This is a genomic window from Pseudonocardia sp. Cha107L01 (genome assembly GCF_052566575.1).
In genome coordinates this window covers 1,204,991-1,231,205 of record NZ_CP199579.1, presented here as the reverse complement: position 1 = coordinate 1,231,205, position 26,215 = coordinate 1,204,991, and the positions used below count along the sequence as shown (strand labels likewise).

Annotated in this window: 15 protein-coding genes, 1 tRNA gene and 1 pseudogene; 7 read left to right on the top strand and 10 right to left on the bottom strand. The window is 69.5% G+C overall.

Annotated features, from left to right (window positions below):
* Positions 1-76 precede the first annotated feature (76 nt).
* Together ACTXG6_RS05800 and ACTXG6_RS05795 are read right to left on the bottom strand one after the other, a co-directional pair.
* A pseudogene (locus tag ACTXG6_RS05800) lies at positions 77-922 on the bottom strand (serine hydrolase domain-containing protein); the annotation flags it as partial.
* A 270-nt stretch (positions 923-1,192) separates the two neighbouring features.
* A complete protein-coding gene (locus tag ACTXG6_RS05795; protein WP_445185185.1) occupies positions 1,193-1,831 on the bottom strand; it encodes an HD domain-containing protein in 639 nt (212 codons plus the stop codon).
* Between the two features lie 232 nt (positions 1,832-2,063).
* Here ACTXG6_RS05795 and ACTXG6_RS05790 point away from each other — a divergent pair, with 232 nt between their 5' ends.
* Positions 2,064-2,747: an MIP/aquaporin family protein gene (locus ACTXG6_RS05790; RefSeq protein ID WP_445186723.1), complete on the top strand. Its 684-nt coding sequence runs from the start codon at positions 2,064-2,066 to the stop codon at positions 2,745-2,747.
* Positions 2,748-3,109: 362 nt separating this feature from the next.
* Entirely contained in the window at positions 3,110-4,567 is a 1,458-nt protein-coding gene (locus ACTXG6_RS05785) for a catalase (protein ID WP_445186722.1), read from the top strand.
* Between the two features lie 317 nt (positions 4,568-4,884).
* Here ACTXG6_RS05785 and ACTXG6_RS05780 read toward each other — a convergent pair whose 3' ends face one another.
* From ACTXG6_RS05780 to ACTXG6_RS05750, 7 genes are all read right to left on the bottom strand, one after another.
* Complete coding sequence (locus tag ACTXG6_RS05780) at positions 4,885-6,813, bottom strand: molybdopterin biosynthesis protein (protein WP_445186721.1); 1,929 nt, start codon at positions 6,811-6,813, stop codon at positions 4,885-4,887.
* 29 nt (positions 6,814-6,842) lie between these two features.
* Complete coding sequence (locus ACTXG6_RS05775; protein ID WP_445186720.1) at positions 6,843-8,063, bottom strand: molybdopterin molybdotransferase MoeA; 1,221 nt, start codon at positions 8,061-8,063, stop codon at positions 6,843-6,845.
* Complete coding sequence (locus ACTXG6_RS05770) at positions 8,060-9,823, bottom strand: NAD(P)H-dependent oxidoreductase subunit E (protein WP_445186719.1); 1,764 nt, start codon at positions 9,821-9,823, stop codon at positions 8,060-8,062. The genes ACTXG6_RS05775 and ACTXG6_RS05770 overlap by 4 nt, the downstream gene beginning before the upstream one ends.
* Positions 9,820-12,801 (bottom strand): formate dehydrogenase subunit alpha, encoded by a 2,982-nt coding sequence (fdhF, locus tag ACTXG6_RS05765; RefSeq protein WP_445186718.1) that lies wholly within the window; start codon positions 12,799-12,801, stop codon positions 9,820-9,822. The genes ACTXG6_RS05770 and fdhF overlap by 4 nt, the downstream gene beginning before the upstream one ends.
* 210 nt (positions 12,802-13,011) lie before the next feature.
* Positions 13,012-14,814, bottom strand: coding sequence for an aldehyde ferredoxin oxidoreductase family protein (locus ACTXG6_RS05760; RefSeq protein WP_445186717.1), 1,803 nt, complete (start codon positions 14,812-14,814; stop codon positions 13,012-13,014).
* 39 nt (positions 14,815-14,853) lie between these two features.
* Positions 14,854-15,684, bottom strand: coding sequence for a molybdenum cofactor guanylyltransferase (gene mobA, locus ACTXG6_RS05755; RefSeq protein WP_445189927.1), 831 nt, complete (start codon positions 15,682-15,684; stop codon positions 14,854-14,856).
* A gap of 418 nt (positions 15,685-16,102) precedes the next feature.
* Positions 16,103-16,190: transfer RNA gene (locus tag ACTXG6_RS05750), tRNA-Ser, on the bottom strand.
* A gap of 68 nt (positions 16,191-16,258) precedes the next feature.
* On the opposite strand from ACTXG6_RS05750, the gene ypfJ reads away from it, so the two are divergent.
* Positions 16,259-17,212, top strand: coding sequence for a KPN_02809 family neutral zinc metallopeptidase (gene ypfJ / locus ACTXG6_RS05745; RefSeq protein ID WP_445186716.1), 954 nt, complete (start codon positions 16,259-16,261; stop codon positions 17,210-17,212).
* Positions 17,213-17,792: 580 nt separating this feature from the next.
* On the opposite strand, the gene ACTXG6_RS05740 is transcribed toward ypfJ, so the two are convergent.
* On the bottom strand, positions 17,793-19,973 hold the full coding sequence (locus tag ACTXG6_RS05740; protein ID WP_445186715.1) for an Hsp70 family protein: 2,181 nt from the start codon (positions 19,971-19,973) through the stop codon (positions 17,793-17,795).
* A 341-nt stretch (positions 19,974-20,314) separates the two neighbouring features.
* Here ACTXG6_RS05740 and ACTXG6_RS05735 point away from each other — a divergent pair, with 341 nt between their 5' ends.
* The 4 genes from ACTXG6_RS05735 (at position 20,315) to ACTXG6_RS05720 (ending at position 26,166) form a co-directional block, all read left to right on the top strand.
* Complete coding sequence (locus ACTXG6_RS05735) at positions 20,315-21,151, top strand: IniB N-terminal domain-containing protein (protein ID WP_445186714.1); 837 nt, start codon at positions 20,315-20,317, stop codon at positions 21,149-21,151.
* A 623-nt stretch (positions 21,152-21,774) separates the two neighbouring features.
* The gene (locus ACTXG6_RS05730; protein WP_445186713.1) at positions 21,775-22,599 is read left to right on the top strand and encodes an IniB N-terminal domain-containing protein; all 825 of its coding nucleotides are present in this window, start codon (positions 21,775-21,777) and stop codon (positions 22,597-22,599) included.
* A gap of 217 nt (positions 22,600-22,816) precedes the next feature.
* Positions 22,817-24,676: a dynamin family protein gene (locus tag ACTXG6_RS05725; protein ID WP_445186712.1), complete on the top strand. Its 1,860-nt coding sequence runs from the start codon at positions 22,817-22,819 to the stop codon at positions 24,674-24,676.
* Positions 24,673-26,166 carry a dynamin family protein gene (locus tag ACTXG6_RS05720; RefSeq protein ID WP_445186711.1) on the top strand — a complete coding sequence of 498 codons (1,494 nt, stop codon included), beginning with the start codon at positions 24,673-24,675 and terminating at the stop codon, positions 26,164-26,166. Before ACTXG6_RS05725 ends, ACTXG6_RS05720 begins: the two co-directional genes overlap by 4 nt.
* The last annotated feature ends 49 nt before the right edge of the window (positions 26,167-26,215 follow it).

Genomic DNA, 26,215 nt, shown 5'->3' with positions numbered 1-26,215 from the left:
GATGATCTGCGCCTCCAGCGTTCGCTCGCCCCAGACCGACACCGGACGTGCCGTACCTGCGGTTGGCGGACAGTTTCACGATGGTGGTGCTGCTGGCCGGGTCGATGTAGACGAACTGGTTGTAGACGCCGATCGCGCTGAACTCACCGCGGTCTCCGGCGGGAATCCACCACTGGTAGCCGTAACCCAGGTCGACATGGTGCCCGCCGACCAGTGGCCGGCCGGGCTCCAGGTGCGGGGCGGCGACCGTCACCGAGTCGCGCACCCAGTCGGCCGGGACGATCTGCTGACCCTGCCACAGTCCGTCGTTGCGGTAGAGCTCGCCTAGCTTCGCGTAGTCGCGCGCGGTCAAGTTGAGCCCCACGTAGCCTTGCTCGGTCCCCGCGGGGTCCACCATCCAGTAGCCGGGGGACACCATGCCGAGCGGTTCGCACAGCTTCTCCCGCATGTAGTCGGAGACCGAGCGGCCGGTGGCCCGGGCCACGAGCATCGACAGCGCCTGCGTGTCACCCGAGTTGTAGCGGCAGACGGTCCCCGGCTCGCTCTCGCGCACCATGGCGGCGACGAAGTCGTCGAGCGTGCCGCCGATGCCCAGCCCGGCCATGCTGAGCCGGAAGATGTCCGAGTTCGGGTCGTGGTAGTCCTCGTTCCACCGGGCGCCGGAGGACATCCTGAGCACGTTCCTGATGGACACGCCGTCGTACGCGGATCCGGGCCGCACCGGCACGTAGGAGCTGACCGGCTCGTCGATGCGCGCGATGTGCCCTTCGGCGACCGCGATCCCGACGAGCGCGGAGATGAAGCTCTTGGCCACCGACATGGAGAGCCACTGGACGTCAGCTCCGCCGGTCAGGGTGTAGCGCTCGTACCGGACGACGCCGTCGATCAGCACGAGCAGTGCCGCCGTGTCGGTGTCGGCCATGAACTCCTCGGCCGAACGCGCGGTGCCTCCGAATTCGTAAGTCCCCGGCAAACGGATCGGGTCACCCTGCGCCCAGGTGTAGGGCCTCGACGAGGAAGCCATCTCGCGCGTGTCGAGCAGGTCCTTGACCCGGCAGAAGTTCTCGTGCTGCGGCGCACCGGTGAACAGGCCGAGATCGGCTATGGTTACGCGCTTCTGATCGGCCATCGTCGTCCTTCAATCGATGCTGAAGAGGGCGTCGGCACTGATCTTTACTGGTCGTGCGCGGCCTCATTCTGGCCAGGCGTTGCCCTGGATGACCTCGACGAAGTCGGTGCGGGTGAACCCGGGGGCGAAGTGCGCCAGCACGTCGGCGTTCACCGTGCCGAAGGTGGTGTCCGGGCGGTCGGCGAAGCCCTGGGTGAAGGCGGCCAGGATCTGCCGCTTGAAGTCCGGCCTGGGGTGGGCGTCGGTCACCGCGCGGACCGCGGCCGGGTCCAGGTCGAGGTAGCCGATGCCCAGCACGTCGGTCTCCACACCGGCGGTGACCAGGGCGACCTCCGGCTCCATGAACTCCGGGATGCCCGGGGTGGTGTGTAGCGCGATGCCCGTCCAGGCTCGGCGGGCGCCCTCGTCGTCGATGCCGTGCGCGGTGAGGAAGCGGCGGGCCTCGTCCGCGCCGTCCACCTCGAAGCGCTGGTGGCGGGTGCGGTATTTCTCGGTCAGCCCCAGGTCGTGGAACATCGCGCCCACGTAGAGCAGCTCCGGGTCCGGGGTCAGGCCGCGGCGGATGCCCTGCAGCATGCCGAACAGGAACACCCGGCGAGAGTGGTGGAACAACAGCGGCGGCGCCGAGTCGCGGACCAGCTCGGTCGCCTCGGCGACCAGTCGGCTGTCCGGGATCGTCACGCCGGCGATGGTCTCGGTCATGTTCGGCTCCTTCGAGTGTGCGCGGCCCGTGGCGGTGTGATCTCCACTCTCGCCGACCGGATCGCCCCATCGCGGTGGCCTTCCTCAGCGTTTCCGCGGCGCATCGGGCAGCGCCGGTGGCCGGACCGGCGCATTTACCGCTAGCAGGTACGCACCCGTTCCAGCCAACCAGGAACGCAGATGGGCGGTGGCCGCAGCGACGGGTGCCCGTCAGAGAACGAATATCGCTGTCATGGATGTTCTCACGCCCCAAGAAACCGCGAAGGTCGTCGCCGCCCGAGGGACTGGTCGGAAGCTCGCGGTCGAGCTGATCGGGACGTTCTTCCTCGTTTTCACCGTCGGTGCCAGCGTGTACAGCGGCAGCGCGTTGGCGCCGCTGGCTATCGGCGCGTCCCTCATGGTCATGATCTACGCCGGTGGGCATGTCTCCGGCGGCCACTACAACCCGGCCGTGACCATGGCGGTGTTGGTGCGGGGCCGGATCGGGCTCGGTGGGGCTGTCGGGTACTGGATCGCGCAGCTGGTGGCCGGCCTGCTCGCCGCGCTGGTGGTCCGCGGGATCATTACCCCGGCGTCGGTCAAGACCCTGACCCTGTCCGGGCACGCCCTGACTGCGGCCATCGTGGCAGAGCTGTTGTTCACCTTCGCCCTGGCCTACGTCGTGCTCAACGTCGCCACCAGCAAGGACCACCCGGACAACTCCTTCTACGGGCTGGCGATCGGGTTCACCGTCCTAGCCGGCGCGGTCGCCGTCGGCGGGATCTCCGGTGGCGCGTTCAACCCGGCGGTGGCCCTCGGCGGCGCCACCATGGACCTGTTCGCCTGGCCGACGTTCTGGCTCTACCCGGTGGCCGAGCTCGTCGCCGGCGCCGCCGCCGGACTCGCCTTCCGCGTCCTCAACCCCAACGACAAGTGACCCCGGCCGCGGGGCCTGCGATCCAGCCGGACGCCCCGGCACGCGATCGGCTACGCAAAGCGCCCGACCGGGCATGGCGGCACCCCTCTCGCGGCGATCGCCAGCCGCACGCCGAGGGCAGTGGCCTTCGGTTCGAGGCGACCAGCGATGTCAGCGCCTACACCAAGCCGCGGTGTTCCGGCCGGGCGTCACGACAGAGTCGGTGATCAGGTTCTCCACCTTTGCCGGAACCGCAACGCGATAGCGATGCGGGCTGCGTCATCTGGCAATACCGATGGCTTCACCATTGATGAGGTGGAGCTCCATTTTGGGGCTACTGCACGGATTGTCGGTAGCCTTGCAACGAGATTAAAGGAAAAGGGATGACTGAAGAAAACGGGAATTCTGGGAAACTCACTACGGCCGCGGGTGCACCCGTGCCGGACAACCAGAACGTCCAGACCGCGGGACCACGCGGACCCATGCTGTTGCAGGACGTCTGGTTCCTGGAGAAGCTGGCCCATTTCGACCGGGAGGTCATCCCCGAACGGCGAATGCACGCCAAGGGCTCCGGCGCGTTCGGTACCTTCACCGTCACGAACGACATCACCCGATACACCAAGGCGAAAATCTTCTCCGAGGTCGGCAAGAAGACCGAGATGTTCGCCCGGTTCTCGACCGTCGCCGGGGAACGCGGCGCCGCCGAGGCAGAGCGCGATATCCGCGGATTCGCGCTGAAGTTCTACACCGAAGAGGGAAACTGGGATCTTGTCGGGAACAACACTCCCGTCTTCTTCTTCCGCGACCCACTCAAGTTCACCGACCTCAACCACGCGGTCAAGCGGGACCCCCGTACCAATCTGCGGAGCCCGAAGAACAACTGGGACTTCTGGAGCTCGCTGCCGGAATCGCTGCACCAGGTCACGATCATCATGAGCGATCGGGGAATTCCGGCCTCGTTTCGTAACATGCACGGATTCGGATCCCACACCTTCAGCTTCATCAATGCCGAGGGCGAACGTTTCTGGGTCAAGTTCCACCACCGCGTACAGCAGGGTGTCAAGAACCTCACCGACGCCGAGGCGGCCGCGGTCATCGCCGACGACCGCGAGAGCAACCAGCGTGACCTCTACGAGGCGATCGAGCGCGGTGACTTCCCCCGCTGGAAGCTGTGCGTCCAGATCATGCCGGAAGCGGACGCCGCCAAGGTGCCCTACCACCCGTTCGACCTGACGAAGATCTGGCCGAAGGGCGACTACCCGCTCATCGAGGTCGGCGAGTGGGAACTCAACCGCAACCCGGACAACTACTTCGCCGATGTCGAGCAAGCGGGGTTCAACCCCGCACAGGTCGTGCCCGGTATCAGCTTCTCGCCGGACAAGATGCTGCAAGGACGACTGTTCTCCTACGGGGACGCACAGCGTTATCGGGTCGGCGTCAACCATCATCAGATTCCGGTCAATTCCCCGAAATGTCCTGTCCACAGTTACCATCGAGATGGCGCGATGCGCGTCGACGGCAACTACGGCAGCACTCTGCACTACGAGCCCAACAGTTACGGCGAGTGGCAGGAGCAGGCCGCCTACCGTAACCCACCGGAGTCCATTGGCAATGTCGCGGATCACTGGAACTTCCGCGAAGATGACGACGACTACTACAGCCAGCCCGGGAATCTTTTCCGGAAGATGACCGCGGAACAACAGCAAGTGTTGTTCGATAACACCGCCCGTGCTATGCGGGGCGTCCCTCAGGAGATCCAGCAACGCTGGATCGGCCACTGCGCCAAGGCCGACCCTGCCTACGGTAAAGGCGTCGCCAAGGCTGTCGAAGAACTGGGCTAAATAAGATATATGGTGGTCGTGCGGTCCGAACGGAGCCAGCCTGGGCCGCACGACCACCCCACCGGAGGAAACACTGAAAGTAGTGCCCGCGCGCCAGTTGCCCGGCTGCAGCTAGCAGGTCCCGCGAGCGTGCCGGAGTGAGTTCGGAGGTGCGGGTCGTCGAGCTGCGGGCCGTTCGGTGGGGTGTTGGGGACGCAGCCGTGGGTGGTCGGGAATGGCTACCGTCAACTTGCCGCGTCGGCCCCGTCGAGTTCTTCAGCTACGCCGGCGGCATGAGTGTGGCTGGTGTGTCGCGAGCCGGGGACGGATCCAGGTCCTCAGCGGATCCGGCGGCCGGTTTCGGCGCAGGAGTAACCGCCGAGCGCTTCGACCTCGGCCCGAAAGTCGGCGCGTTCCAGCAGCTCCCATAGGGGCGCGAGAAGCGCCTCGCTCAACCCTGCACTGCGCAGCACCAGGTCGTAGGGCTCTTGGGCGACGGGCACGAAATCCAACCCGAACGCCCGCGCGGCGGCCAGGATGCCCATCCCGGTGTCCACGCGCCCGGCCGCGACCGCAGCGGCGACCGCGAGGTGGGTGTGCTCCTCGCGGGAGTATCCGGACACTTGCTGGGGATCGATGCCGCGGGTGGCCATTTCGTGATCGAGCAGGGCCCGGGTGCCGGCTCCGCGCTGGCGGTTGACATACCGCAGCCCGGCCCGGGTGAGATCGTCGACACCGGTCAACCCGAGCGGGTTTCCGGGGGCGACGATGAGCCCCTGGTCGCGGTGCACCAGCCGGACGACGGCCACGTTGGAATCGGCACCGACCAGCTTGTCGACGTAGGGCAGCGTGTACTGCCCAGTTGCGGGGTCGAGCAGGTGTGACCCGGCGATGTGGCACAGCCCGTCGCGCAGGGCCACCAGCCCACCGAGCGACCCGACATTGGACGAGGCCAGGGTGATCAACGGGTCGGTTGCGCGCAGCCGGGAGGCGGCCAAGTCGAGCACCAGGTCGTGCGAGCCGATAGCGACGATCGTGCGACCGATCTCAGCGAGCCCACGCAGCAGCTCCACCCGTACCTGCGCGCCGGCGTGGTGCCCCTCCAACCCGGCCGGCACCATCAGCAGCCCGTCCGCGCGCACCAGCGACGTGAGCACGCCGGCGCCCCGGGGCAGCGGCGTGGCCACGACCTCACCGCCTACCCGGCCGAGCCGGACCCGCACCCAGTCGTCCATCCCGATCGCCGACGGCAACTTCCGCGCCAGCCGCGCCGTCGTCGACGGGCGCTCCCTCGGGGCGGCACCTTCCAGGTCGGCGAGCATCGGGGCAGCGAAGATGTCGAACGTGAGCGCGGCGGAGACCGGGTAACCGGGTGCGCCGAGAACCGGAGTGGACGGGTCGCCGTCGACGGTGCCGAGCACCACAGGATGGCCAGGGCGCACCGCGACGCCGTGCACGGCGAGCGTGCCCGCCTCGGCGACGACGCGCGCGGTGTAATCATCGCGCCCGGCGCTGGAGCCGGCGATGAGGATGACTAGATCCGCCTCAGCGGCGGCGCTACGCAGCGCGGCGGCGATGGCGGCCGGGTCGTCGCTGATGATCTCCGTGACCCGGGCTTCGCAACCCACCTCGCGAGCCTGCGCCGCCAGCATCAGCGAGTTGGTGTCGAGGATGTCCCCGGGAGCCAGCTCGCTGCCGATCGGGCGGATCTCGTCCCCGGTCGGCACGATCACTACCACCGGCGCCCGGCGGACACCGAGCTCGACCGCTCCGGCGGCGGCGCAGGCGGCGACGTCAACCGGGCGCAGGCGATGGCCCTCGGGCAGCAGCAACTCCGCCGCGCTGATGTCCTCCCCGATCGACCGGACGTGCTGGTACGGCGCGACCGCGGCGCGCAGCTCAGCCGACCCGTCCTCGGTGCGGTGCACGTGCTCGCGCATGACCACGGCGTCGTACCCGGCCGGCAGCGGGTCGCCGGTGTCGACCACCTCGTAATCCCCGGCGCACAGCAGTACCGGGGTGGTTTCAGCCGCGCCGATCGTGTCGACCGCTCGCACCGCGATCCCGTCCATCGCCGAGGAGTCGAAGGCGGGTGAGGAGCGCTGCGCCCAGACCGGTTCCGCGGTGACCCGACCCACCGCAGCGGCGACGGGCACCCGGACCGCTTCCATCCGCGCGGGGCATCCCGCCGCGGCTCGCGCGTCCCGCCAGGCCTCCAGCGCCTGGGCCGCGGGTAGGTCGGAGATGAACGGGCTCTCAGCGCTCATTCTCCCGACGGTAGCCACGCGGTGACGGCTCATCGGTAGAGGGTGACCTCGACGTCGGTGCCGGCGTCCAGGCCGGTCGCTGGCTCGGGGACGACGAGATACCCGTCGGCCCGGGTCAGCACCGACAGCAGCGCCGACGGGCCGAACAGCGGCTCAGCGACCCCCTCCCGAATTCGCACCTGCACGATGTCGAGCCGACCGGCCGCCGAGGCGAGGTCACGGGACAACCGGGCACGGCGGGACGGTTGCGGCGGCGCGGTCTCGCAGCCGGCGATTCGCCACAACAGCGGCACTCCCACTTGGCCGAACACCACCAGAGCGGACAGCGGATTGCCCGGCAGTCCGATCAGTGGGGTGCCTCCGCACTCGGCCAGCAGCGTGGGCTTGCCAGGTTTGATGGCCAGCCCGTGACACCAGACCTCACCCACCGCGGCCACCGCGTCGGCGGTTTCGTCCCGCGCCCCTACCGACGACCCGGCCGACACGACGACCAGATCGGCCTGCGGCAGGACCTCGGACAGCCTTTTCTTTAGTGCTCCGGGTTCGTCACCGACGATGCCGGCGATCACGGGTTCGCCGCCGGCGTCGATGACCAACCCGGCCAAGGCCGACGCGGTCGCATCGCGCACCTGCCCCGGCGCCAACTCGGCGGTGTCCGGCGGCACCACCTCATCACCAGTGGAGAGGATCGCCACTCGGGGCCGGGCGTGCACCTCGACGGTGGTGACCCCGGCGGCGGCAAGGAGCCCGAGGTCAGGGGCCCGCAGGGGTCGCCCGGCCGGAACCAGCTCACCTCCGGCGGCGACGTCCTCGTCCGCGCGCACCAGTCCGCCACCGGGCGCGACCGGCCGGGTGACCTCGATCGTGCCTGGCATCGTTTCGGCGGTGAACTCGACCATCACCACGGCGTCAGCGCCCTCGGGAAGCACCCCGCCGGTCGGCATCGCCACGCAACCTCCCGGCCGGACCGCGACCGTTGGCGCCGCCCCCATCAGCACCGCCCCGAGTAGGTCCAAGTAGGAGGGCAGCCCGTCCGAGGCGCCGTAGGTGTCCGCGGCCCGAACGGCGAATCCGTCGACCGTCGACCGCGCGAATCCCGGCAGTGGGGACAGCGCGCGGACTTCACCTGCGGGAACCCGGTGCAGCGCGTCTGCCAGCGCCACTGTCTGCACCGGCGTCCGGTAGGCGGGCTGGAAGCCCGCAAGGGCCTCGGCGACGGTGCGGGCGGTGAAGAACTCCCGCCCAGTCACCGTGGCGGCTGCTCCTGCTGGCCCTGCGGCTTGGGCTGCTCGCGGGCCGCCGCCCCGCCCTTGTCCAGGCCCAATACCGACACGACCGGTCCCAACGCGACCTGGCCGAGCCCGCAGATGGAGGTCTTGCGCATGGCCTCCTCCAGCTGCAGGATCCGGCCGCGTTGCGCCTCGTCCAGCGCGGAGGTTCCCGAGTCCAGCACGCCGCTGAGCAGCTCGTGCGCCTTGGTGGAGCCGACCCGGCACGGCACGCACTTGCCACACGACTCATTGCGGAAGAACCGCAGCACGTTCGTCGACGCGGCCAGCAGGTCGGTCCCTTCGGCGAGCACCACCATCGCGCCGGAGCCCAGCATGGTGCCGCCCTTGGCGAGCGTGCCGAAGTCCAGCTGCAGGTCGAGTTGGTCGGGTCCGATGAAGTTGGACGATGCTCCGCCGGGCTGTACGGCGCCGACCTGGCCTCCGTCGCGGACGCCGCCGGCGAGGTCGATCAGGGATCGCACGGTGGTGCCCATCGGCACGCAGTACACCCCGGGGTTCTGCACGTGCCCTGACACGGCGAAGAACTTCCAGCCGACGGACTCGCCCAGACCCTGTTGGCCCCACCAGTCGGCGCCGCGCTGCAGGATCACCGGCACATCGGCGAAGGTCTCCACCGAGTTCATCAGCGTCGGCCGGCCGTGCAACCCGTAGTTGCCGGGGAACGGCGGCTTGTTGCGCGGTTCGCCCCGGTGGCCCTCCATGCACTCCAGAAGCGCGGTTTCCTCACCGAGGATGTAGCCACCGGGCGAGACGAAGATCTCCAGCTCCAGGCGCCGTCCGCTGCCGCAGGCATTCGAGCCGATCACCCCGGCCGCACGCAGCGCGCCAATCTCCGCGCGCAGCACGTGCTCCTCGGGCCCGTACTCGTGCCGGATGAACACCCAGCCCTGCTCGGCCCCGACCACCGCCATACCGAGCAGCAACCCCTCCAACACCAGATGCGGCTGGTCGGCCAGGATCTGCCGGTCCTTGAATGTGCCCGGCTCGGACTCGTCGGCGTTGCAGACCGCGTACTTCACGCTGCCCGGTTCCGCGTCGCGGACCAGGCCCCACTTCTGCCCGGTGGGGAATCCGGCGCCGCCCATCCCGCGCAGCCCGGAGTCCTTGAGCGTGGCCACCACCCCGTCGGCGGTCAGCTCACCGCTCAGCAGCGCCCGCAGAGACGCATACCGCTCACCCACACCGGAGCCGGACGGGTAGGGGTCGTTCGGCCAGGGCTCGGTGCGTCCCGAGGAAGTGGGTTCGGCGTGGCCCACTCCGCTGTCCCGAGCGGCGGCCACCAGGGCATCGACGTCGGAGGCCGCGACCGGGTACTCGTTCACCGCCGCAGCCGGCGCGCTGTCACATCGGCCCAGGCAGGACACCTCGACCAACTCGACGTCGGTGTCCGCGCCGTAACGTTCGCGCAGCTCAGCGAGCCGCTCCTCGCCGGAGCGAAGCCAGCAGGACAGGTCGTGGCACACGTGCAGGGCCACCTTCGTCGGCGGCGTCGTGCGGAAGTGCGGGTAGAACGAGATCAGCCCCTCGATCTCGTACCGGGGACGGCGCGTATCCCGAGACAGCTCCTCGAGCTCCTCGCGGGGCAGCCAACCCAACCGGGCCTGGATCGCGTTGAGTGCCGGGATCAGGGACGGTCCGGGGAATTTCCCAGCCCGTGCCTCCACGCCCGGCACCCACCGTGACCGGACCTCGGCCGCGCGGTCGGACACCTCGGTCATACCCCTGCCCCTTGCGTCGATGCGGTTCCCGCGTACGCCATGCCCAGCGGTTCCACCTGCAGGGCGCAGAACTTGAACTCCGGGATCTTCCCGAACGGGTCGACCTCGTCGATGGTCAGCAGGTTGGCCGCCGCCTCCCGGAAGTGGAACGGGATGAAGCAGTTGCCCAGCTGCTCCCGGTGGCTGATCCGTACCTGCAGTTCGATCGACCCGCGCCGGGAGCGGGCGCGCACCATCTCGCCGTGGGCGAGGCCGCGGTCGGCGGCGTCCTTCGGGTGCATGTACACCTCGGCGACCGGCGAGATCGCGTCGAGCGCGAACGATCGCCTGGTCATCGAGCCGGTGTGCCAGTGCTCCAGCAACCGCCCGGTGTTGAGCACCAGCGGGTACTCGGCGTCCGGCAGCTCCCGGGGCGGCAGCCACTGCGCCGGCACCAAATGCGCGAGACCGTCGTCGGTGTTGAACTTCTCGTCGAACATGACGATCGTGCCGTCGGTGTGCTCGGGATCCGCGTTCGGGTAGAGCTTCCCGGACAGTCCCAGGTTGTCGTAGGTGAGGTTTCGGTACGACGGCATGAGCGCCACCATCTCGTCGAACACCTCGCTCGGCTTGCCGTAGTTCCAGTCCAGCCCGATCCGCCGCGCGATTTCCTGCACGATCTGCCAGTCCGGCCGCGCCTGACCGGGCGGATCCATCACCTTGCGCCCGAGCTGCACCCGGCGGTCCGTGTTGGTGTAGGTGCCGTCCTTCTCCAGGTAGGAGGTGGCCGGCAAGATCACGTCGGCGAACTCGGCGGTCTCGGTCAGGAAGATGTCCTGGACCACCAGGAAGTCCAGCGTGGCGAGCGCCTTGCGCACCTTGTTGATGTTCGGGTCGGACAGGAACGGGTTCTCCCCGAGCATGTACATCCCGCGCACGCCGTCGGGCTGCAGCACCGATTTGATGATCTCGGTGACGGTCAGTCCTCGGTTCGGGTTGAGCGGGGTGCCCCAGGCCTGCTCAAAGAGCCGCTGGGTAGCGTCCCGGTCAACGCCCTGATAGTCGGGGTAGAACATCGGGATCAGCCCGGCGTCCGAGGCCCCCTGCACGTTGTTCTGCCCGCGCAGGGGGTGCAGGCCGGTGCCGGGGCGCCCGACCTGTCCGGTTATCGAGCAGAGCGCGATGAGGCAACGGGCGTTGTCAGTGCCGGTGGTGTGCTGGGAGATCCCCATGCCCCAATACACGACCGCGGCGCCCGCCTCGCCCCAGAGCTTCGCGACCTCGCGGATCTGATCGGCGTCCACCCCGGTGATCTGCGCGGCCCGCTCCGGCGGATAGTCCGCCACGGTTCGGGCGAGCTCGTCGTAGTTCGACGTGCGGTTCGCGATGAACTCCCGGTCGATCAGCCCGAGCCGGATCACCTCATGCATGATCGAGTTGTAGAACGCGACATCGGTACCGGGCTTGAGCTGGACAAAGATGTCGGCGTGCTCGGAGACCGTCGACGCCCTCGGATCCACATAGACGATCTTCGTGCCGCGCCGGCGGGCCTGCTTGAAGAACGAGCTGGCCACCGGGTGGTTGGCCGTAGGGTTGGAGCCGGCGATGATCACGACGTCGGCGTTGGCGACGTCGCCGTACGTGGTGGACACCGCGCCTGATCCGACGCCCTCGAACAGCGCGGCCACCGACGAGGCGTGGCAGAGCCGGGTGCAGTGATCGACGTTGTTGGTGCCGAAGCCGGTGCGGATGAGCTTCTGGAAGAGGTACGCCTCCTCGTTGGAGCACTTGGCGGAGCCGAAGCCGGCGATCGCGCCTGGACCACCCGCCGCGTGCACTTCGGTGAGCCGGCGCGCGATCAGGTCGAGGGCCTCGTCCCAGGTGGCCTCCCGGAAGTGCGGCATCACCTCGTCGTAGTCGACCAGCCCGCCGGGTTTGCGGCCGCGGTCCTTGCCCGGCCTGCCGTCCGGTCGCTTCTCGGGGCGCCCACCGCCACTGCGGTTGCCGCTCCCGCTGCCTCGGCCTCGATCGTTGTGAGTGCCGCCCCGGCCATCGCCGCGCACGTCCGCCGACAGCGGGCCCTTGGGGTAGGCGGCGTCGACACGGATGAGTGGCACGGTGAGCCGCTGCGGGGAGGCGGAGTAATCCCAGCCGTAGCGGCCCTTGACGCACAACCGGCTCTGCGAGCCGGGCTGGTCGCGGCCTTCGGCGAAGGAGATCGCCCCGCGCTCGCGGTCCACGTAGTAGGTGAGCGCACAGCCCACCCCGCAGTAGGGGCACACGCTGTCGACCGCGTCGAGCTCCTCGCGGGGGCGGATCGGAATGTTGCGAATCGACTTGTTCGTCAAGGCGCCGGTCGGGCAGGCCTGCACGCACTCACCGCAGGTGACACAGGAACTGGCGCCCATCGGATCGTTGAAGTCGAAGGCGATCCTGGTCGAGTAGCCCTTGCCGGACCGGCCGATGACGTCATTGCCCTGGATGTCGTCGCACGCCCGCACGCACCGGTCGCAGAGGATGCACGCGTCATGATCGACGTCGATGACCGGGTTGGACGAGTCGTGGCCCCGGCCGGAGCCGCACGGCAACTCGGTGGTCTCGCGGGCGACGCCGAACTGGTCAGCCAGCGCGAGCAGCAAGTTGTCGCCGGTGGTGGTCTGCTTCGGGTCCTGCTCCCGAGGCGGCTGGTCAGCGACCAGCAGCTCGGTGAGGGTCGCCCGGTTGCGTTCCAACTCCGGCGTCGAGGTCTTGATCTCCATGCCGTCTTCGCACGGACGCACGCACGACGCCGCGAAGACTCGACCTCCGGTGTCGACCACGCACAACCGGCACACCCCGACCGGGTCGTAGCGCTCGTTGTGGCACAGCACCGGGATGTCGACGCCGACCTGCTTCGCTGCGTCGTAGATCGTCGTGCCCTCCGGCACCGTCACCGACTGGCCGTCAATCTCGGCCGTGACGGTGCGGACCGAGGTGGCCGGCTCCTGGACAGCCGTCATATCGACCTCCGCCTTGCAGATTGTGTGACCCAGGCAACCTTAGCTGAATACAGTATGCAAGGCTCTCTGAGTCGGAGCCCGATCGCGGTGGATTCCAGCGCGGAGGGGCGAACTCGGGTCCGCGAAGCCGCCATCTGGGGTCCCTGTGGTCGAGCACTGTGACCCAGACAACCCTAGTTCAACGAGCCCGACCTTGCGTCTCGATGTGCGTCAGGCGTCGAGCAGCAGGTCCGCCAGGTCCGCGGGAACGACCCGTCCGGCCTGGTCCAGGCCGCGTGCCGCGTAATAACCATCGACCATCGACTGCAGGCGCTCGGCGGTGAGTGTGGCCATTCGGCCTGACTCCAGCGCGAGCGGGGTCTCCAACATCCTGGCCGGCAGGCTGTCGTCAGCCGCCGTCGCACCTTCACGCAGGTTGAACGCCCGCTTGGCCCGGACGATCCGCCGTGCGGTCTCGCGCAGCTCGTCGGCAACCACCTCCCACCCGGTCACCGAGGTCAGCAGCGCCGCCCACTCGGTGAAGGGTTCGGTGAAGACGCCACGGAGGAACTTGCAGAGGATCATCGAGTCCATCACCGCGGCCCGGTCTTCGGTGCCCACCGCGGCAGCGACGTGCGCCGAACCGCCGTCGAAGCGGTCCAGCTCGCCGGACAGGTCGGCCTCGTACGCACCGGAGCGGTTGTGATCGGCTCCACGGGAGTTCACCGCCAGGCCCAGCGCCATGGACTGCAGGCTGCGCGGTTCGTAGCCGGGCAGCTCCAGGCCTTTGACCTGCGGGGCGAAGTCGATGGAACCGTGGCCGACCACTCCGGCGGCCTGCCGTGACCCCTGGGCGAGCAACTCACCCAGACCCGGGTCACGCGCCCCGATCGCGTTCAGGGCGCGCAGCAGCGCCGCGCCATCGCCGAAGCGCAGCCACGGTTCGTCGATCAGTCCGCGTTCGACGCACTCCATCGCCCAGGCGATCGTGCCGCCGGCGGAGATGGTGTCGATGCCCAGCTCGTCGCAGCGGGCGCTCGCGGCAAACACGTCGTCCGGGTCGGAGACACCGCAGAGCGGGCCGAGCGCGAACACGTTTTCGTACTCCATCCGCTGGCTGCCGCCACCCTTGCGGGAGTAGATGTGCTCGCAACCGATGGAACACGACGCGCAGCTGTTGCGGGCGACCCCGCGCATCTCGTGCAGCTCCTCGGCGGCCAACTGAGGCGCACCTTCGAACGTGGCGGCGGTGAAGTTGCGGGTGGGAAGGGTGCTGACGGCGTTGAAGGCCAGCAGGTTCGCCAGCGTGCCCAGCTCGCGGTACTTGGCGGTCGCCGGGCCAAAGCTGCGTTTCCGCAGGTCGCGGGCGGCATCCAGGACAGCCGATGGGTCGGCGACCGCGACCTTCGTGCCGGCTCGCACCAGCACGGCCTTGATGTTCTTCGCGCCGAGTACCGCGCCCAACCCGCCACGGCCGGCGTGGCGGCCGTCGTGGCTGATCGTCGCGTAGCGCACGCCCCGCTCCCCAGCGGGGCCGATGGCCGCGGTGCGCCAGCCACGGCCGAAGCGTTCTCGGACTGCGGCCTCCGCGTCGGCGGCGGGCAGCCCGGCCAGCTCAGTCGCCGGTTCTAGGCGCACCCCGTCGGCGTCGATCAGCAGCACCGAGAGCTCATCCGCGTGGCCGCGGATCACGATCGCATCGTGCCCGGTCAGCTTGCCGGAGATGGCGAACTGGCTCGACGCTAGTGCGTCAGTGAGCAGCCCGGTCAGCGGCGACTTGGCCACCACGGCGAACTTCGCGCTGGTGGTCAACGGGGTGCCGACAAGTGGGGAGAAAACGAAGGCCAACGGGGCCGCCGGCGCCAACGGATCCACCCCGGCCGGTGCGCAACGGTGCATCAGCCAGGTGCCCAAGCCCACCCCGCCGAGGTAGGACCGCAGCACCCGCTCCTCAAGCGCCAACGGCGCAGCGGTCGCCGCTCGGCCACTGACCTCGACAATCAGCGCCCGGCCGAAATACCCGCCCGCGGTCACACCCCGACTGTATGCCTGTCCTCGCCGGACAGCGGGGCCTCAGCCGCCGGCGTCCCCGGATATGAACGCAACACTGTCCCCGGCCTCCAGCGGCAACTGTCCGTCCCGGGTGATCTGGTCGCCGTTCAGCGCGGCCACCACATGCCGATCCAACGCGAGGCCCACCCCGCTCGCCGCCTCATCCAACGTCGCCGCCCGGATCGACCGCGCGCCGCGCCGACCGCCACCGGCCAGCGCGCCGAAACACTGCACAGTGACCTCCGCCGGCGGGCGTCCGTGGGCTTGTGCGTAGTCCTGCGGGGTGTTGATGTTCACCACGGACTCCAGGTCCGGGTCGTACCTGGCCAGAGCGGTGTCCGCGAGCAGCTCCGCGTCGTCGAGCTGCAGAACCCGGCAGTGCTTGAACAGCATGCCCGGACGCAGATCACCTTCGGCGACCAGATCCGTGATCAGCCCGGCCAGTGCGGTCCGGTAGCCGGCGGCCAGTGGCTGTCGGAAACCACGCGCCACCGGCAGCACCATGTCGACGTCGGGGACAGCCAGACCCCGCAGCACGCGCCGGACGAAGGCGGTGTGGAGGAACGGCATGTCGGTAGAGCACACGAATGCCGCCGCGGCGCGGTCGGCGACCGCGGCCAGCCCCGCTGCGATGCCCTGCATGGGTCCCAGCCCCTCGACGGGGTCCGTCACGACCGCGACCCCGACCGGCAGCGCCGGAAGTAACTGGCCGGGCGCACCCACCACGACAACCGGGCCACCCACCGTGCGGGCGACCAGCGCTGCCGTGCGATATAGCAGAGTTGAGCCGTGCCACTCCAGGCCAGACTTCGGCACACCCATGCGTGACGAGCGTCCGCCAGCGAGTACCACGCCCGCCGCGACACCCGCACCGGTTTCCACCCGGGTGAGCCTAGTGGTCCGTCATGCTATGGAGGTGGCAAAGTCGGCGAGCAAGATCGACCGAGAGGATCAACTGTGTGCTCTTTGTAAGGTAGCCCTATCTACCGCTTCGGGCGAGCACGTACTCCCAAAGGCATTCATGAAGGCGGTCCTGCTGGGGCTAGGGGTTCCGGACCGGGCGGCAATGCAGATCATGGGCTGGTCCAACGCGGTGCTCGCCCAGCGCTACCAGCACGTCACGGGCCACGTCCTCGGCCACGTCGCCACCCAGATCGGCACACACCTCTGGGAAACCGCCACGGACACACAAATGAGACGAGAACTGAGACGAGGGCTCGGGCAGCGGGTACATCAAGATCGGTGTACCCCGCTGTCGTGCCTGGTCAGTTGGCGGAAGCGGAGGGATTCGAACCCCCGGACCCTCTCGGGACTCTCGCTTTCAAGGCGAGTGCATTAGGCCGCTCTGCCACGCTTCCACCCGACAGCCTAGCGACCCGCGCGCCGGGTTCTCGACCAGCGCCGGTACCTGTGGTGGGATCCTCCCGTGGACATCAACCCCGACGCCGAACTCGACACCTCGCAGGTCGAGGACCTCCGAGGCTCGAGCGGCGGTGGTGGCGGCCTCGGCGGCCGGGTCGCCGCCGGTGGCGGCGGAATCAGCCTCGTCGGTCTGCTGATCTACTTCCTCCTGTCACAACTGGGTGGGGGTGGTGGACTGCCGCAAGGCCTTCCCCAGGGCTTGCCGCAGGCCGGTGGGTTCAGCGACGTGCAGTCCGGGCAGCAGGTCGACAACGAATCGATCAAACAGAAGTGCCAGTCCGGGCGGGACACCGTCAGCAACAACGACTGCGAGGCCGTCGCGCTGATCAACTCGATCCAGTCCTACTGGACCACCCAGTTTGCGCGGACGGGTTCGAAGTACGTAGCCGCGAACACCCGGTTCTTCAACGGGTCGGTATCGACCGGGTGCGGCGCCGCGTCGTCGGACACCGGGCCGTTCTACTGCCCCGCCGATCGCAAGGTGTACATCGACCTCAGCTTCTACCAGGAGTTGCAGACCCGCTTCGGAGCCAAGGGCGGGCTGTTCGCCAGGGCGTACGTACTGGCCCACGAGTACGGGCACCACGTTCAAGACCTGATCGGCACCTCCGACCGTGTCCGGAGCAACGTCGCGGGGCCGACATCAGGGTCGGTTCGCCTCGAACTTCAAGCGGACTGCTACGCGGGTGTCTGGGCGAACCATGCGACCCAGACCACCGCCGCGTCCGGCAAACCGCTGATCGAGAACATCACCCAGGACGACATCAACGCGGGGTTGGACACCGCCGAGCGGATCGGCGACGACTTCATCCAGTCTCAGATCGCCGGCCAACAGGTGAACCAGAGTCAGTTCACCCACGGGAGCTCGACTCAGCGGGAGAAATGGCTGACCACCGGGCTGCAGACCGGCGACCCCAAGCAATGCGACACCTTCTCGCGCGGCGTGAACCTCGGCTGATCGGCCGATCGGGGAGCACGGCTGACAATGAGATTGACAAACCGTTCCGAGCACCGGGAATGAATCACAACCGGCGTATTCACAGTTGTGGGTGACCGGGATTGATACCCCATCGGGGCGTTAAGCGGGCCCGTACTGAGCAGGCCGCATCCGGATCGCGGGTGCTCAGCAGCCGAAGCCTCAAGTAGGTGAGGAGACGTTCACTGAATGGAGCTGGTGGTGACCGGGGCCGGGCGGGGGCTCCCGTTCCACGCCGACCCCGGTCACTCTGAAGTGGTAACGAGACGGCGGCGATTTCGATGCGGCGTAGTTATGCGTGTCAATCTCCCAGGTGGGGAAACGCACCGGACGGAAGAACTCCCTAACGTCCGAGACCAGCGCGACCGGCTGCTCCAGTGCGGCGAAGTGCTCATCGTGGGCGAAATCGGTCCGGCGCGGCAACCGATAGCTCCGTTCAACCCACTTACGCGGCGGCTGACTGGTCTCGCCGGGGAAATGCGCAAACTCGGTCGGCGTTTCGATGCGTTCGCCGACCGGTAGCCGCCATCGGTCGCGCAACGCCTCCCGGCACCGCCATCGGTCAGCTCGGGCTGGCCGCGCCCTGCTGCCCCGCCCCGGTTGCACCACTGGCATTCGGCTGCGCCACCGCGTGGCCGACCCCACCGCTCTGCGCCCAGGACGGCTGCTGGTTGATGGTCGGCGCGGCGCCGGTGTTCTCGTCCGACTCGGCCTGCCGTGGCTGGTTGCCCGCGGCCGGCGGCGCGTTCGACGCCGTCACCTGCGGGTTGACCTGGCCGTTGCTGTTCTGGTTGTTGCCGACCTGGCTGTTGCTGTTCGGATTGCCCAGCTGACCGGCGCCGGACCCGCTCTGACCGGTGTTGCCGGCGCTCGGGCTGGCGGCGGCGCTGCCGCCCCCGGTGCCGGTCTGGCCGCCGGTGCCGGTCTGGCCCCCAGTGCCGGTCTGGCCGCCGCCCTGGCCCTGGTTCGGCGTCCCACCACCGGTTCCGGTGCCCGGGTCGGGAGTGCCGCCACTGTTGCTGGTGGAGGACGGCGGCGTCTTCGTCGTCGGTTCGGTCTTCGAGGTGGGTGTGGTGTCCGAGGTGACCGGCGGCGGGACGACGCGGGTGGTCGGCGGCTGGTTGATCGTCGTGCGGGTGGGCGCCCTGGGGGTCGGCTTGTTCACGTGCGTGCTGACCCCGGACCCCGAGGAGGACTTCTCGGTGGTGGTCGGCGTAGCGGCGGTCGACGGGGTGAGGTCGGTGCTGTTGCCGGTCGAGTTGGTGTCGGTCGAGGACGGCCAGAGGAACACCGCGGCCAGGATCGCCGCGATGGCCAGCACGCCGCCGATGCCGATCAGCAGGCCGGTCTGCTTGCGCTTGGCCGGTTCCGCGTAGTAGCCGTCGTCCGCCCCGCCATGCCCACGGCGGGGCGGGTTGACGAACGAGGCCGGCTCGATGCCTGCGTCCGGGCGCGGCGGCGGCGCGGCGCCCATCGATCGGGGCGGCGGGCCCGGGGGCCCACCGTATCCGCCGGACCCGCCGCTCGGGCGGGACAGGTAGGCGGCGGCACCCGCGGCGGCACCGGCACCCGCGACACCGGCGGCCGCACCGGCGGAGGGGCCGGGAGCCGGCGGGCGGGCCTGCTGCATCGGGGCCGGCACCGGCGGCGCCTGCCGGGCGGCGGGCGGCTGCGGCGAGATCGCCAGGGCGGCGCCCATCGCGATCGCCGTCTTCGGGTCGGCGTCCACCGCGACCGGGCGGCCCAGCTCGTCGGACACCAGTTGCGACACCAGCGGGATCCGCGACGAACCGCCGACCAGCAGCACCGCGCTCAGGTCGGCCGGGCTCAGACCGGCGGAGCTGACCGCGCGGCGCAGCGCCACGATCGTCTCCTCCAGCGCGGGCCGGATCATCGCCTCGAACTCGGAGCGGACCAACCGGGTCTGGGTACGCAGCTCGGGCAGCAGGACCGGGATGGTCGCCTCGGTGTCGCTGGACAGCGCTTCCTTGGCCTCCACGCACTCGCGGCGCAGCCGGGCCACCGCGCTGAGCACGTTCGGGTCCTCGGGGTCCAGCGAGTCGAGCTGACCGCCGAGGCTGTCCCGGACGTGGCCGAACACGACCTCGTCGAAGTCGACCCCGCCGAGGCGCTCGATGCCTTCCGGCTGGCCGAGCAGCTCGAACGTGCCGTTGTTGTTCTTGCGCACCACGGCGGCGTCGAAGGTGCCGCCACCGAGGTCGTAGACCGCGACGGTGCTGCCCGCGTCGACCCGCTCGGCGGAGGCGTAGCTAACCGCGGCGGCCTGCGGCTCGGCCAGGAACGTGACGGTCAGGCCGACGTCACGCAGCGCCCGGCCGAGCAGGTCCTTCTTGTGCGCGCCCCAGCTCGCCGGGTGGGTCACCGCGATCCGCCGGGGCGGGCCGCCCTCGCGCTCACTGACCAGGTCGACGACCCAGCGGATCATGCGCGCGCCGAGCTCGTGGGCCTGGAAGGGGCGGCCGGCGATCATCAGCGGGATCTCGTCGCCGATCCGGCGCTTGAACTCGCGGACCACCCGGTCCGGGTCGGTCAGCGCACGCCGCTCGGCCGCTTCACCGACCAGTACCGAGCCGTCGTCGGCCAGGTACATCACCGAGGCGACGGTCGCCGACCGTGCGCCCAGGGTGACCACATCGGCGCCGCCGGGCGACCGCTCGTTGGCCCGACAGATCGCGGCCGCGGTGTAGGTGGTGCCCAGATCGATGCCGAGCTGGTAGGTCATCGCGCGTTCCCCTTACCCCGCGGCCGGTGCCGTGAATCCCCTACGAGTAGGGGGATCGAGCCTGCTCGGCGCTTGGTACCGCGGCCGATATGCAGCCAGCACCGTAGTCGGATCGGGGGAGTGATCCCCCAATGCCCCCAACGCGCAGACTCCCATACCCCGTATCGGGACCGATCGGGAACCCTGTCCGATCCCCGATGGCGGCGACGGCCCGGCGGCCTAACTTTGCGGCAGTCACCACGCAGACACCCGGCAGTCATCCGAGCCCCGCCCCGCCGCTACCCCATCCCACCTGCACCGCCACCCGAAGCCGCACCACTCACCCGCTGGAGATCACCACCATGACCACCTCGACCTCGCTGCTCGACTGGATTCTCAGCTTGCTCAGGGACCCGGACGCCCGGGCCGCGTTCCAGGCCGACCCGGACGGCTACGCGTCCGACCACGGCTTCCAGGACCTGTCCTCGGCCGACGTGCACGACGCGCTGTGCCTGATCGCGGACAACGGGTCGGCCAGCTACGACCACAAGTTCGCCTCGACCGACGTGCACTACCCGCCGCCGCCGCACTACGACTCGCACCACGACGCACCGCAGTACCTGAACCACTACATCACCAACAACTACAAGATCATCGACGAGCACAACACCGACATCGACAACTCGGTGCACCAGAAGGTCGACACGCACGGCGGCGACTTCGACCAGCACATCGACAACGACCCTGTGGTTGCCTCCGGTGACGGCGCGGTGGCCGCCGGCGGCGACATCCGCGACAGCACCCTCACCACCGGCGACGGCAACGTGGTCGGCGACGACAACCACGCGGTCACCGGCGACGACAACACCACCGCGTTCGGCTCCGGCGACGCGACCACCGCCGACCTCGGCCACACCAACGTCGGCGACGGCGGCGCGGTGTCCATCGGTGGCGACGCGCACGGCCACAACACCGAGAGCGACACCGAGACCAACGTGCACAACTCCGGCTCCGGCGAGACCTCGGTCAACGCCGCCGGCAGCCACGGCGACGCGGCCCAGCACGCCGACCAGAGCGAGCACGACGACAGCACGCGCACCAACTACGAGGACAGCTCGCACAGCGACAGCCACGACCAGGTCGCCTCGCACAACGACTCCAGCTACGAGAACAGCCACGACTACGACGTCCACCACTGAGGTTCAGTACTGGGGTCCAGCACTGAACTCCACCGTCGGGGTTTCAAACCAACCCTTCCGGTCGACCTCCCGCAGTACCCACGGCCGGTGCCGCGATCTCGGGGAAATCCCAGGTCCAGGCACCGGCCGTACTGCTGTCCGGCCCCGGACCGGCAGGTGGCGACCTGCGTTGGACCGCCTGGCCGGACACGTACCGCGCGACCGGACCCACCCGTTCAGCTGACTGGGGGACCCCATCCGGCTCATACCTGTAGGGAATTGTGGTTGCCCTACCCGGGTGTGCTGCTAGCTTGAGCCCCGGTCCCACGAGCGTGATGACTCGCCGGCCGCCGGACCAGGGCTCTGCCCGGCCGCCGGGTTGAACCAGGTGCGCGGAGTGAGATCAGGGCGTCGAGCCGGGGATCCCCCAACCCCCCAATCGGCCCAATGCCCCATCCCGTAATGCCGGCCCGCCGGAACCCTGTCCCATCCCCGATGGCGCAGGGCACCCAAGGCCATAGCTTTTGCCTCATCGCCGGAGCACCCGACCGGCGGCACAGCGACACATCACCACGTCCGACACCCACGTCCGACACCCACGTCCGACACCTCAGAGACGTACGAGAACTCAGGAGATCACACCGATGGCTACCACGACCTCGCTGCTGGACTGGCTGCTCTCCCTGCTGCGCGACCCCGACGCGCGGGCCGCCTTCCAGGCCGACCCCGACGGCTACCTCAACGAGTGCGGCTTCCACGACGTGTCCAGCGCCGACGTGCACGACGCGCTGAGCCTGATCTCGGACAGCGACCACTCGCACAACAACCACGGGGTGCACTACCCGCCGCCGCACGACTACCACGGCCACAACGACGCGGGGCACTACCTGAACAACTACATCACCAACAACTACACCACCATCGAAGAGCACAACACCAACATCGACAACTCGGTGCACCAGGACATCGACACCCACGGTGGCGACTTCGACCAGGTCATCGACAACGACCCGGTGGTGGCCTCCGGTGACGGTGCCGTGGCCGCCGGCGGCGACATCCGCGACAGCACCCTCACCACCGGCAACGGCAACGTGGTCGGCGACGGCAACCACGCGGTGACCGGCGACGGCAACACCACCGCCTTCGGCTCCGGCGACGCGACCACCGCCGACCTCGGCCACACCAACGTCGGCGACGGCGGCTCGGTGTCCATCGGCGGCAACGCCTACGGCCACAACGAGGACAACGACACCAGCACGTCGGTGCACAACTCCGGCTCCGGTGACACCTCGGTCAACGCCGCCGGCAGCCACGGCGACGCGAGCCAGAACGCCGACCAGAGCCAGCACGACGACAGCACGCACAGCAACTACGAGGACGACTCGCGCAGCGACAGCCACGACGACATCAACTCGCACAACAGCGCGAGCTTCGACGACAGTCACGACCTGGACGTGCACCACGCGTGAGGCAATGAACACGTGCCGGTGAGGCGACACCCGCTGACCCACAAGATCCACCGGTCACGCGCTAGCCTGGGCGGCAGACCTGGAGCGGCCGGCTCCACACCCTCACGGGTCGTGGAGCCGGCCCTTTGGCGTGATGGCGCCGGCCGGCGGCGGGTGACCGACATGGTCACCGGCGAGCTGGTGACGAGCAGGGCTTCGAACGAGGAGGGGGAGCGGCGTGGCGCTACCTGATGCGGTCGCGCTGGTTGACCTCGCGCTCAAGGCAACCAGCGCCTACGGCCGGCCCGATCTCGGCAAACGGCTACAGGCGACCCGGAGCCGGCTGGCCGACCCGAACGTCCGGGTGCTGATCGTCGGCGAGTTCAAGCAGGGCAAGAGCCAGCTGGTGAACGCGCTGGTGAACGCCCCGGTGTGCCCGGTCGACGACGACATTGCGACAGCCGTCCCGACCGTGGTCAAGTACGCCGAGGCGGCCGGGGTCACCCTGGTGCGGGAGAGCCAGTCCGACAGCGGTGAGCCGCTTCCGGCGCAGCGCACCGAGGTGCCGATCGAGCAGCTCGCGCAGTACGTCTCGGAGGCCGGCAACCCGGGCAACCGCCACCAGTTGACCTACGCCGAGGTGGGCCTGCCCCGCCGGCTACTGGAGAGCGGCCTGGTGCTGGTGGACACCCCCGGCGTCGGCGGCCTCGGCTCCAGCCACGGCGCGGCCACCATGGGTGCGCTGCCCAGGGCCGACGCGGTGCTGCTGGTGTCCGACGCGGCGCAGGAGTACACCGCGCCGGAGCTGGAGTTCCTCGCGGCCGCCCGGCAGCTGTGCCCCAACGTGGCCTGCGTGATCACCAAGACCGACCTGTACCCGCACTGGCGGCGCATCGTCGAGCTGGACCAGGGCCACCTGCGGGTGGTCGGCGAGAGCCCCCGGGTCTTCCCGGTGTCCTCCACGCTGCGGCTGCACGCGCTGCGCACCGAGGACACCGCGCTGATGGAGGAGTCCGGCTACGTCGAGCTGATCCACTACCTGCAGCGGGACGTGGTCGGCCACGCCGACGACCTGGACCGCCGCTCGGTCAGCCAGGACGTGCTCGCGGTGAGCCAGCAGCTGGCCGCCAGCATGCAGTCCGAGCTGATCGCCCAGGAGGACCCGGAGAAGGCAGCCGGGCTGATCGAGCAGCTCAAGGAGGCCAAGCAGAAGGCCGACGACCTGCGGCAGCGCTCGGCACGTTGGCAGCAGACCCTGAACGACGGCGTGCAGGACCTGACCTCGGACATCGAGTACGACCTGCGGGACCGGCTGCGCTCGGTGAGCCGGGAGGCCGAGCACGTCATCGACCAGAGCGACCCCAAGGACACCTGGGACCAGTTCACCACCTGGTTCGAGCAGCAGGTCTCCCAGTCGGTCACGCAGAACTTCGTCTGGACCATCCAGCGCACCCAGTACCTGGCCACCCAGGTCGCCGAGCACTTCAGCGAGAACGGGTCGGGGCAGCTGCCGGAGCTGAACTACGGCCAGCAGGACTTCCAGTCCGAGCTGGCCCACCTGGAGAAACCGGACCTGGAGGTCGTCGGTATCGGCTCCAAGCTGTTCACCGGGGTGCGTGGTGGTTACAGCGGCTTCGTGATGGGCGGCATGGCCATGGGGCTGGCCGGGATCTCGATGCTCAACCCGCTGTCCGCCGGTGCCGGGCTGCTCTTCGGCGGCAAGACCCTGCACGACGAGCTGAAACGCAACAAGCAGCGGCGGCAGGCCGACGCCAAGCAGGCGATGCGCCGGCACATCGACGACACCACCTTCCAGGTCGGCCGCGACGTGCGGGACATGCTGCGCCAGCTGCAACGCACCCTGCGCGACCACTTCTCATCCGTCGCCGAGGAGATGTCCACGTCGCTGGCCGACGCGGTGATGTCCGCGCAGAAGGCGGTGCAGACCGTCGAGGGCGGCCGGGCCACCCGGATCCGTGACCTGCGGGCCGAGCTGGAACGGATCGACAACATGGCGCAGCGGGCCAAAGCACTGGACCCGGTCGGCTCGCAGGCCGCGTTCTCCTCCGGCGGGGCCGCGCTCGGGGCCGGCCGATGACCGGAGCGTACGGGCCGGCCTCGATGCACCTGGGTGGCTCGGTGCGCAACCTGCTGGGTCGCGCGATCGAGACCTACGGGGACAGCCCGCAGGCCGCCGGCTGGCTGCGCATGCACCTGACCCGGTTCGACGAGCCACTGCGGGTGGCCATCGCCGGCAAGGTGAAGGCCGGCAAGTCGACGCTGCTCAACGCGCTGGTCGGCGAGGAGATCGCGCCCACCGACGCGGGCGAGTGCACCCGGGTGGTCACCTGGTACCAGGACGCCCCCAGCCCCAAGGTGTTGATGTACACCAAGGGCGGGGGTTCACCGCGGCAGCTGAGCATCCACCGCAACGACGGCGCGCTGGCCTTCGACCTGGCCGGCACCCCGACCGAACGGGTGGACCGGCTGGTCGTCGACTGGCCGTCCCAGAGCCTGCGCGGCACCACGCTGATCGACACCCCGGGCATCGACTCGCTGTCCACCGACGTCTCGGCGCGCAGCCACCAGTTCCTCGCCCCGGAGGACGAGCCCACCGCCGCCGACGCCGTGGTGTACCTGATGCGCCACCTGCACTCCGGTGACGTGCGGTTCCTGGAGTCGTTCCACGACCAGGGCGTGGCGAAGGCGACGGCGGTGAACACCATCGCGGTGCTGTCGCGCGCCGACGAGATCGGGGTCGGCCGGCTCGACGCGCTGATGTCCGCCAAGCGGATCGCCAGCCGCTACCGCTCCGACGACAAGCTGCGCGACCTGTGCCAGACCGTCGTCGCGGTGGCCGGGCTGCTCGCCCAGACCGGCCGCACCCTGCGCCAGGCCGAGTTCGCCGCGCTGACCGAGCTCTCCACGCTGCCCCGTGACGACATGGACGCGCTGCTGCTCTCGGCCGACCGGTTCGTGAAGTCGGAGACCACGGCGAATCTGAGCACCGAGACGCGCGGCGCGCTGCTGGAGCGGTTCGGGCTGTTCGGCGTCCGGCTGAGCGTCACCATGATCCGCCAGGGCATGGCCGACCCGACGAAGCTGTCCACCGAGCTGGTCCGCCGCTCCGGGCTGGACGACCTGCGCGAGGTGCTCAACATCCAGTTCACCGAGCGCCGCGACCTGCTCAAGGCCCGGTCCGCGCTGCTGGCCCTCGACCTGGTGCTGCGCCGTGAGCCGAAGCCCAGCTCGCAGCCACTGGCCGTGGAGCTGGAGCGGATCATGTCCGGGGCGCACGAGTTCGCCGAGCTCCGGCTGCTCACCGCGCTGCGCTCCGGCGCCGTCAAGGTGCCCGAGGAGGCTCGCGTCGAGGCGGAGCGGCTGCTCGGCGGCGACGGCGGCGCCACCCCGGCCCGGCTCGGCCTCGACCCGATGGCGGACCCCCGGGAAGCGCGCGCCGCGGCACTGGACGCGCTCAGCCGGTGGCGCCGCCGGGCGGAGAACCCGCTGTCCTCCCGGGCGCTGGCCGACGCCGCCCGCGTCGTGATGCGCAGCTGCGAAGGCATCCTCGCCGCCCTCCCACGCTGACCGCCGCCGTCGCCGGTCACCAGGTCACGTCGCCCCGTACCTCCCCGCG

Excerpts from the sequence above, each read along its gene's own strand:
- ACTXG6_RS05735 (WP_445186714.1), top strand. The coding sequence starts at position 20,315 with ATGACCACCTCGACCTCGCTGCTCGACTGGATTCTCAGCTTGCTCAGG.
- fdhF (WP_445186718.1), bottom strand. The coding sequence starts at position 12,801 with ATGACGGCTGTCCAGGAGCCGGCCACCTCGGTCCGCACCGTCACGGCC.
- ACTXG6_RS05740 (WP_445186715.1), bottom strand. The coding sequence starts at position 19,973 with ATGACCTACCAGCTCGGCATCGATCTGGGCACCACCTACACCGCGGCC.
- ACTXG6_RS05720 (WP_445186711.1), top strand. The coding sequence starts at position 24,673 with ATGACCGGAGCGTACGGGCCGGCCTCGATGCACCTGGGTGGCTCGGTG.
- ACTXG6_RS05795 (WP_445185185.1), bottom strand. The coding sequence starts at position 1,831 with ATGACCGAGACCATCGCCGGCGTGACGATCCCGGACAGCCGACTGGTC.
- ACTXG6_RS05780 (WP_445186721.1), bottom strand. The coding sequence starts at position 6,813 with ATGAGCGCTGAGAGCCCGTTCATCTCCGACCTACCCGCGGCCCAGGCG.
- ACTXG6_RS05785 (WP_445186722.1), top strand. The coding sequence starts at position 3,110 with ATGACTGAAGAAAACGGGAATTCTGGGAAACTCACTACGGCCGCGGGT.
- ACTXG6_RS05790 (WP_445186723.1), top strand. The coding sequence starts at position 2,064 with ATGGATGTTCTCACGCCCCAAGAAACCGCGAAGGTCGTCGCCGCCCGA.
- ACTXG6_RS05730 (WP_445186713.1), top strand. The coding sequence starts at position 21,775 with ATGGCTACCACGACCTCGCTGCTGGACTGGCTGCTCTCCCTGCTGCGC.
- ACTXG6_RS05770 (WP_445186719.1), bottom strand. The coding sequence starts at position 9,823 with ATGACCGAGGTGTCCGACCGCGCGGCCGAGGTCCGGTCACGGTGGGTG.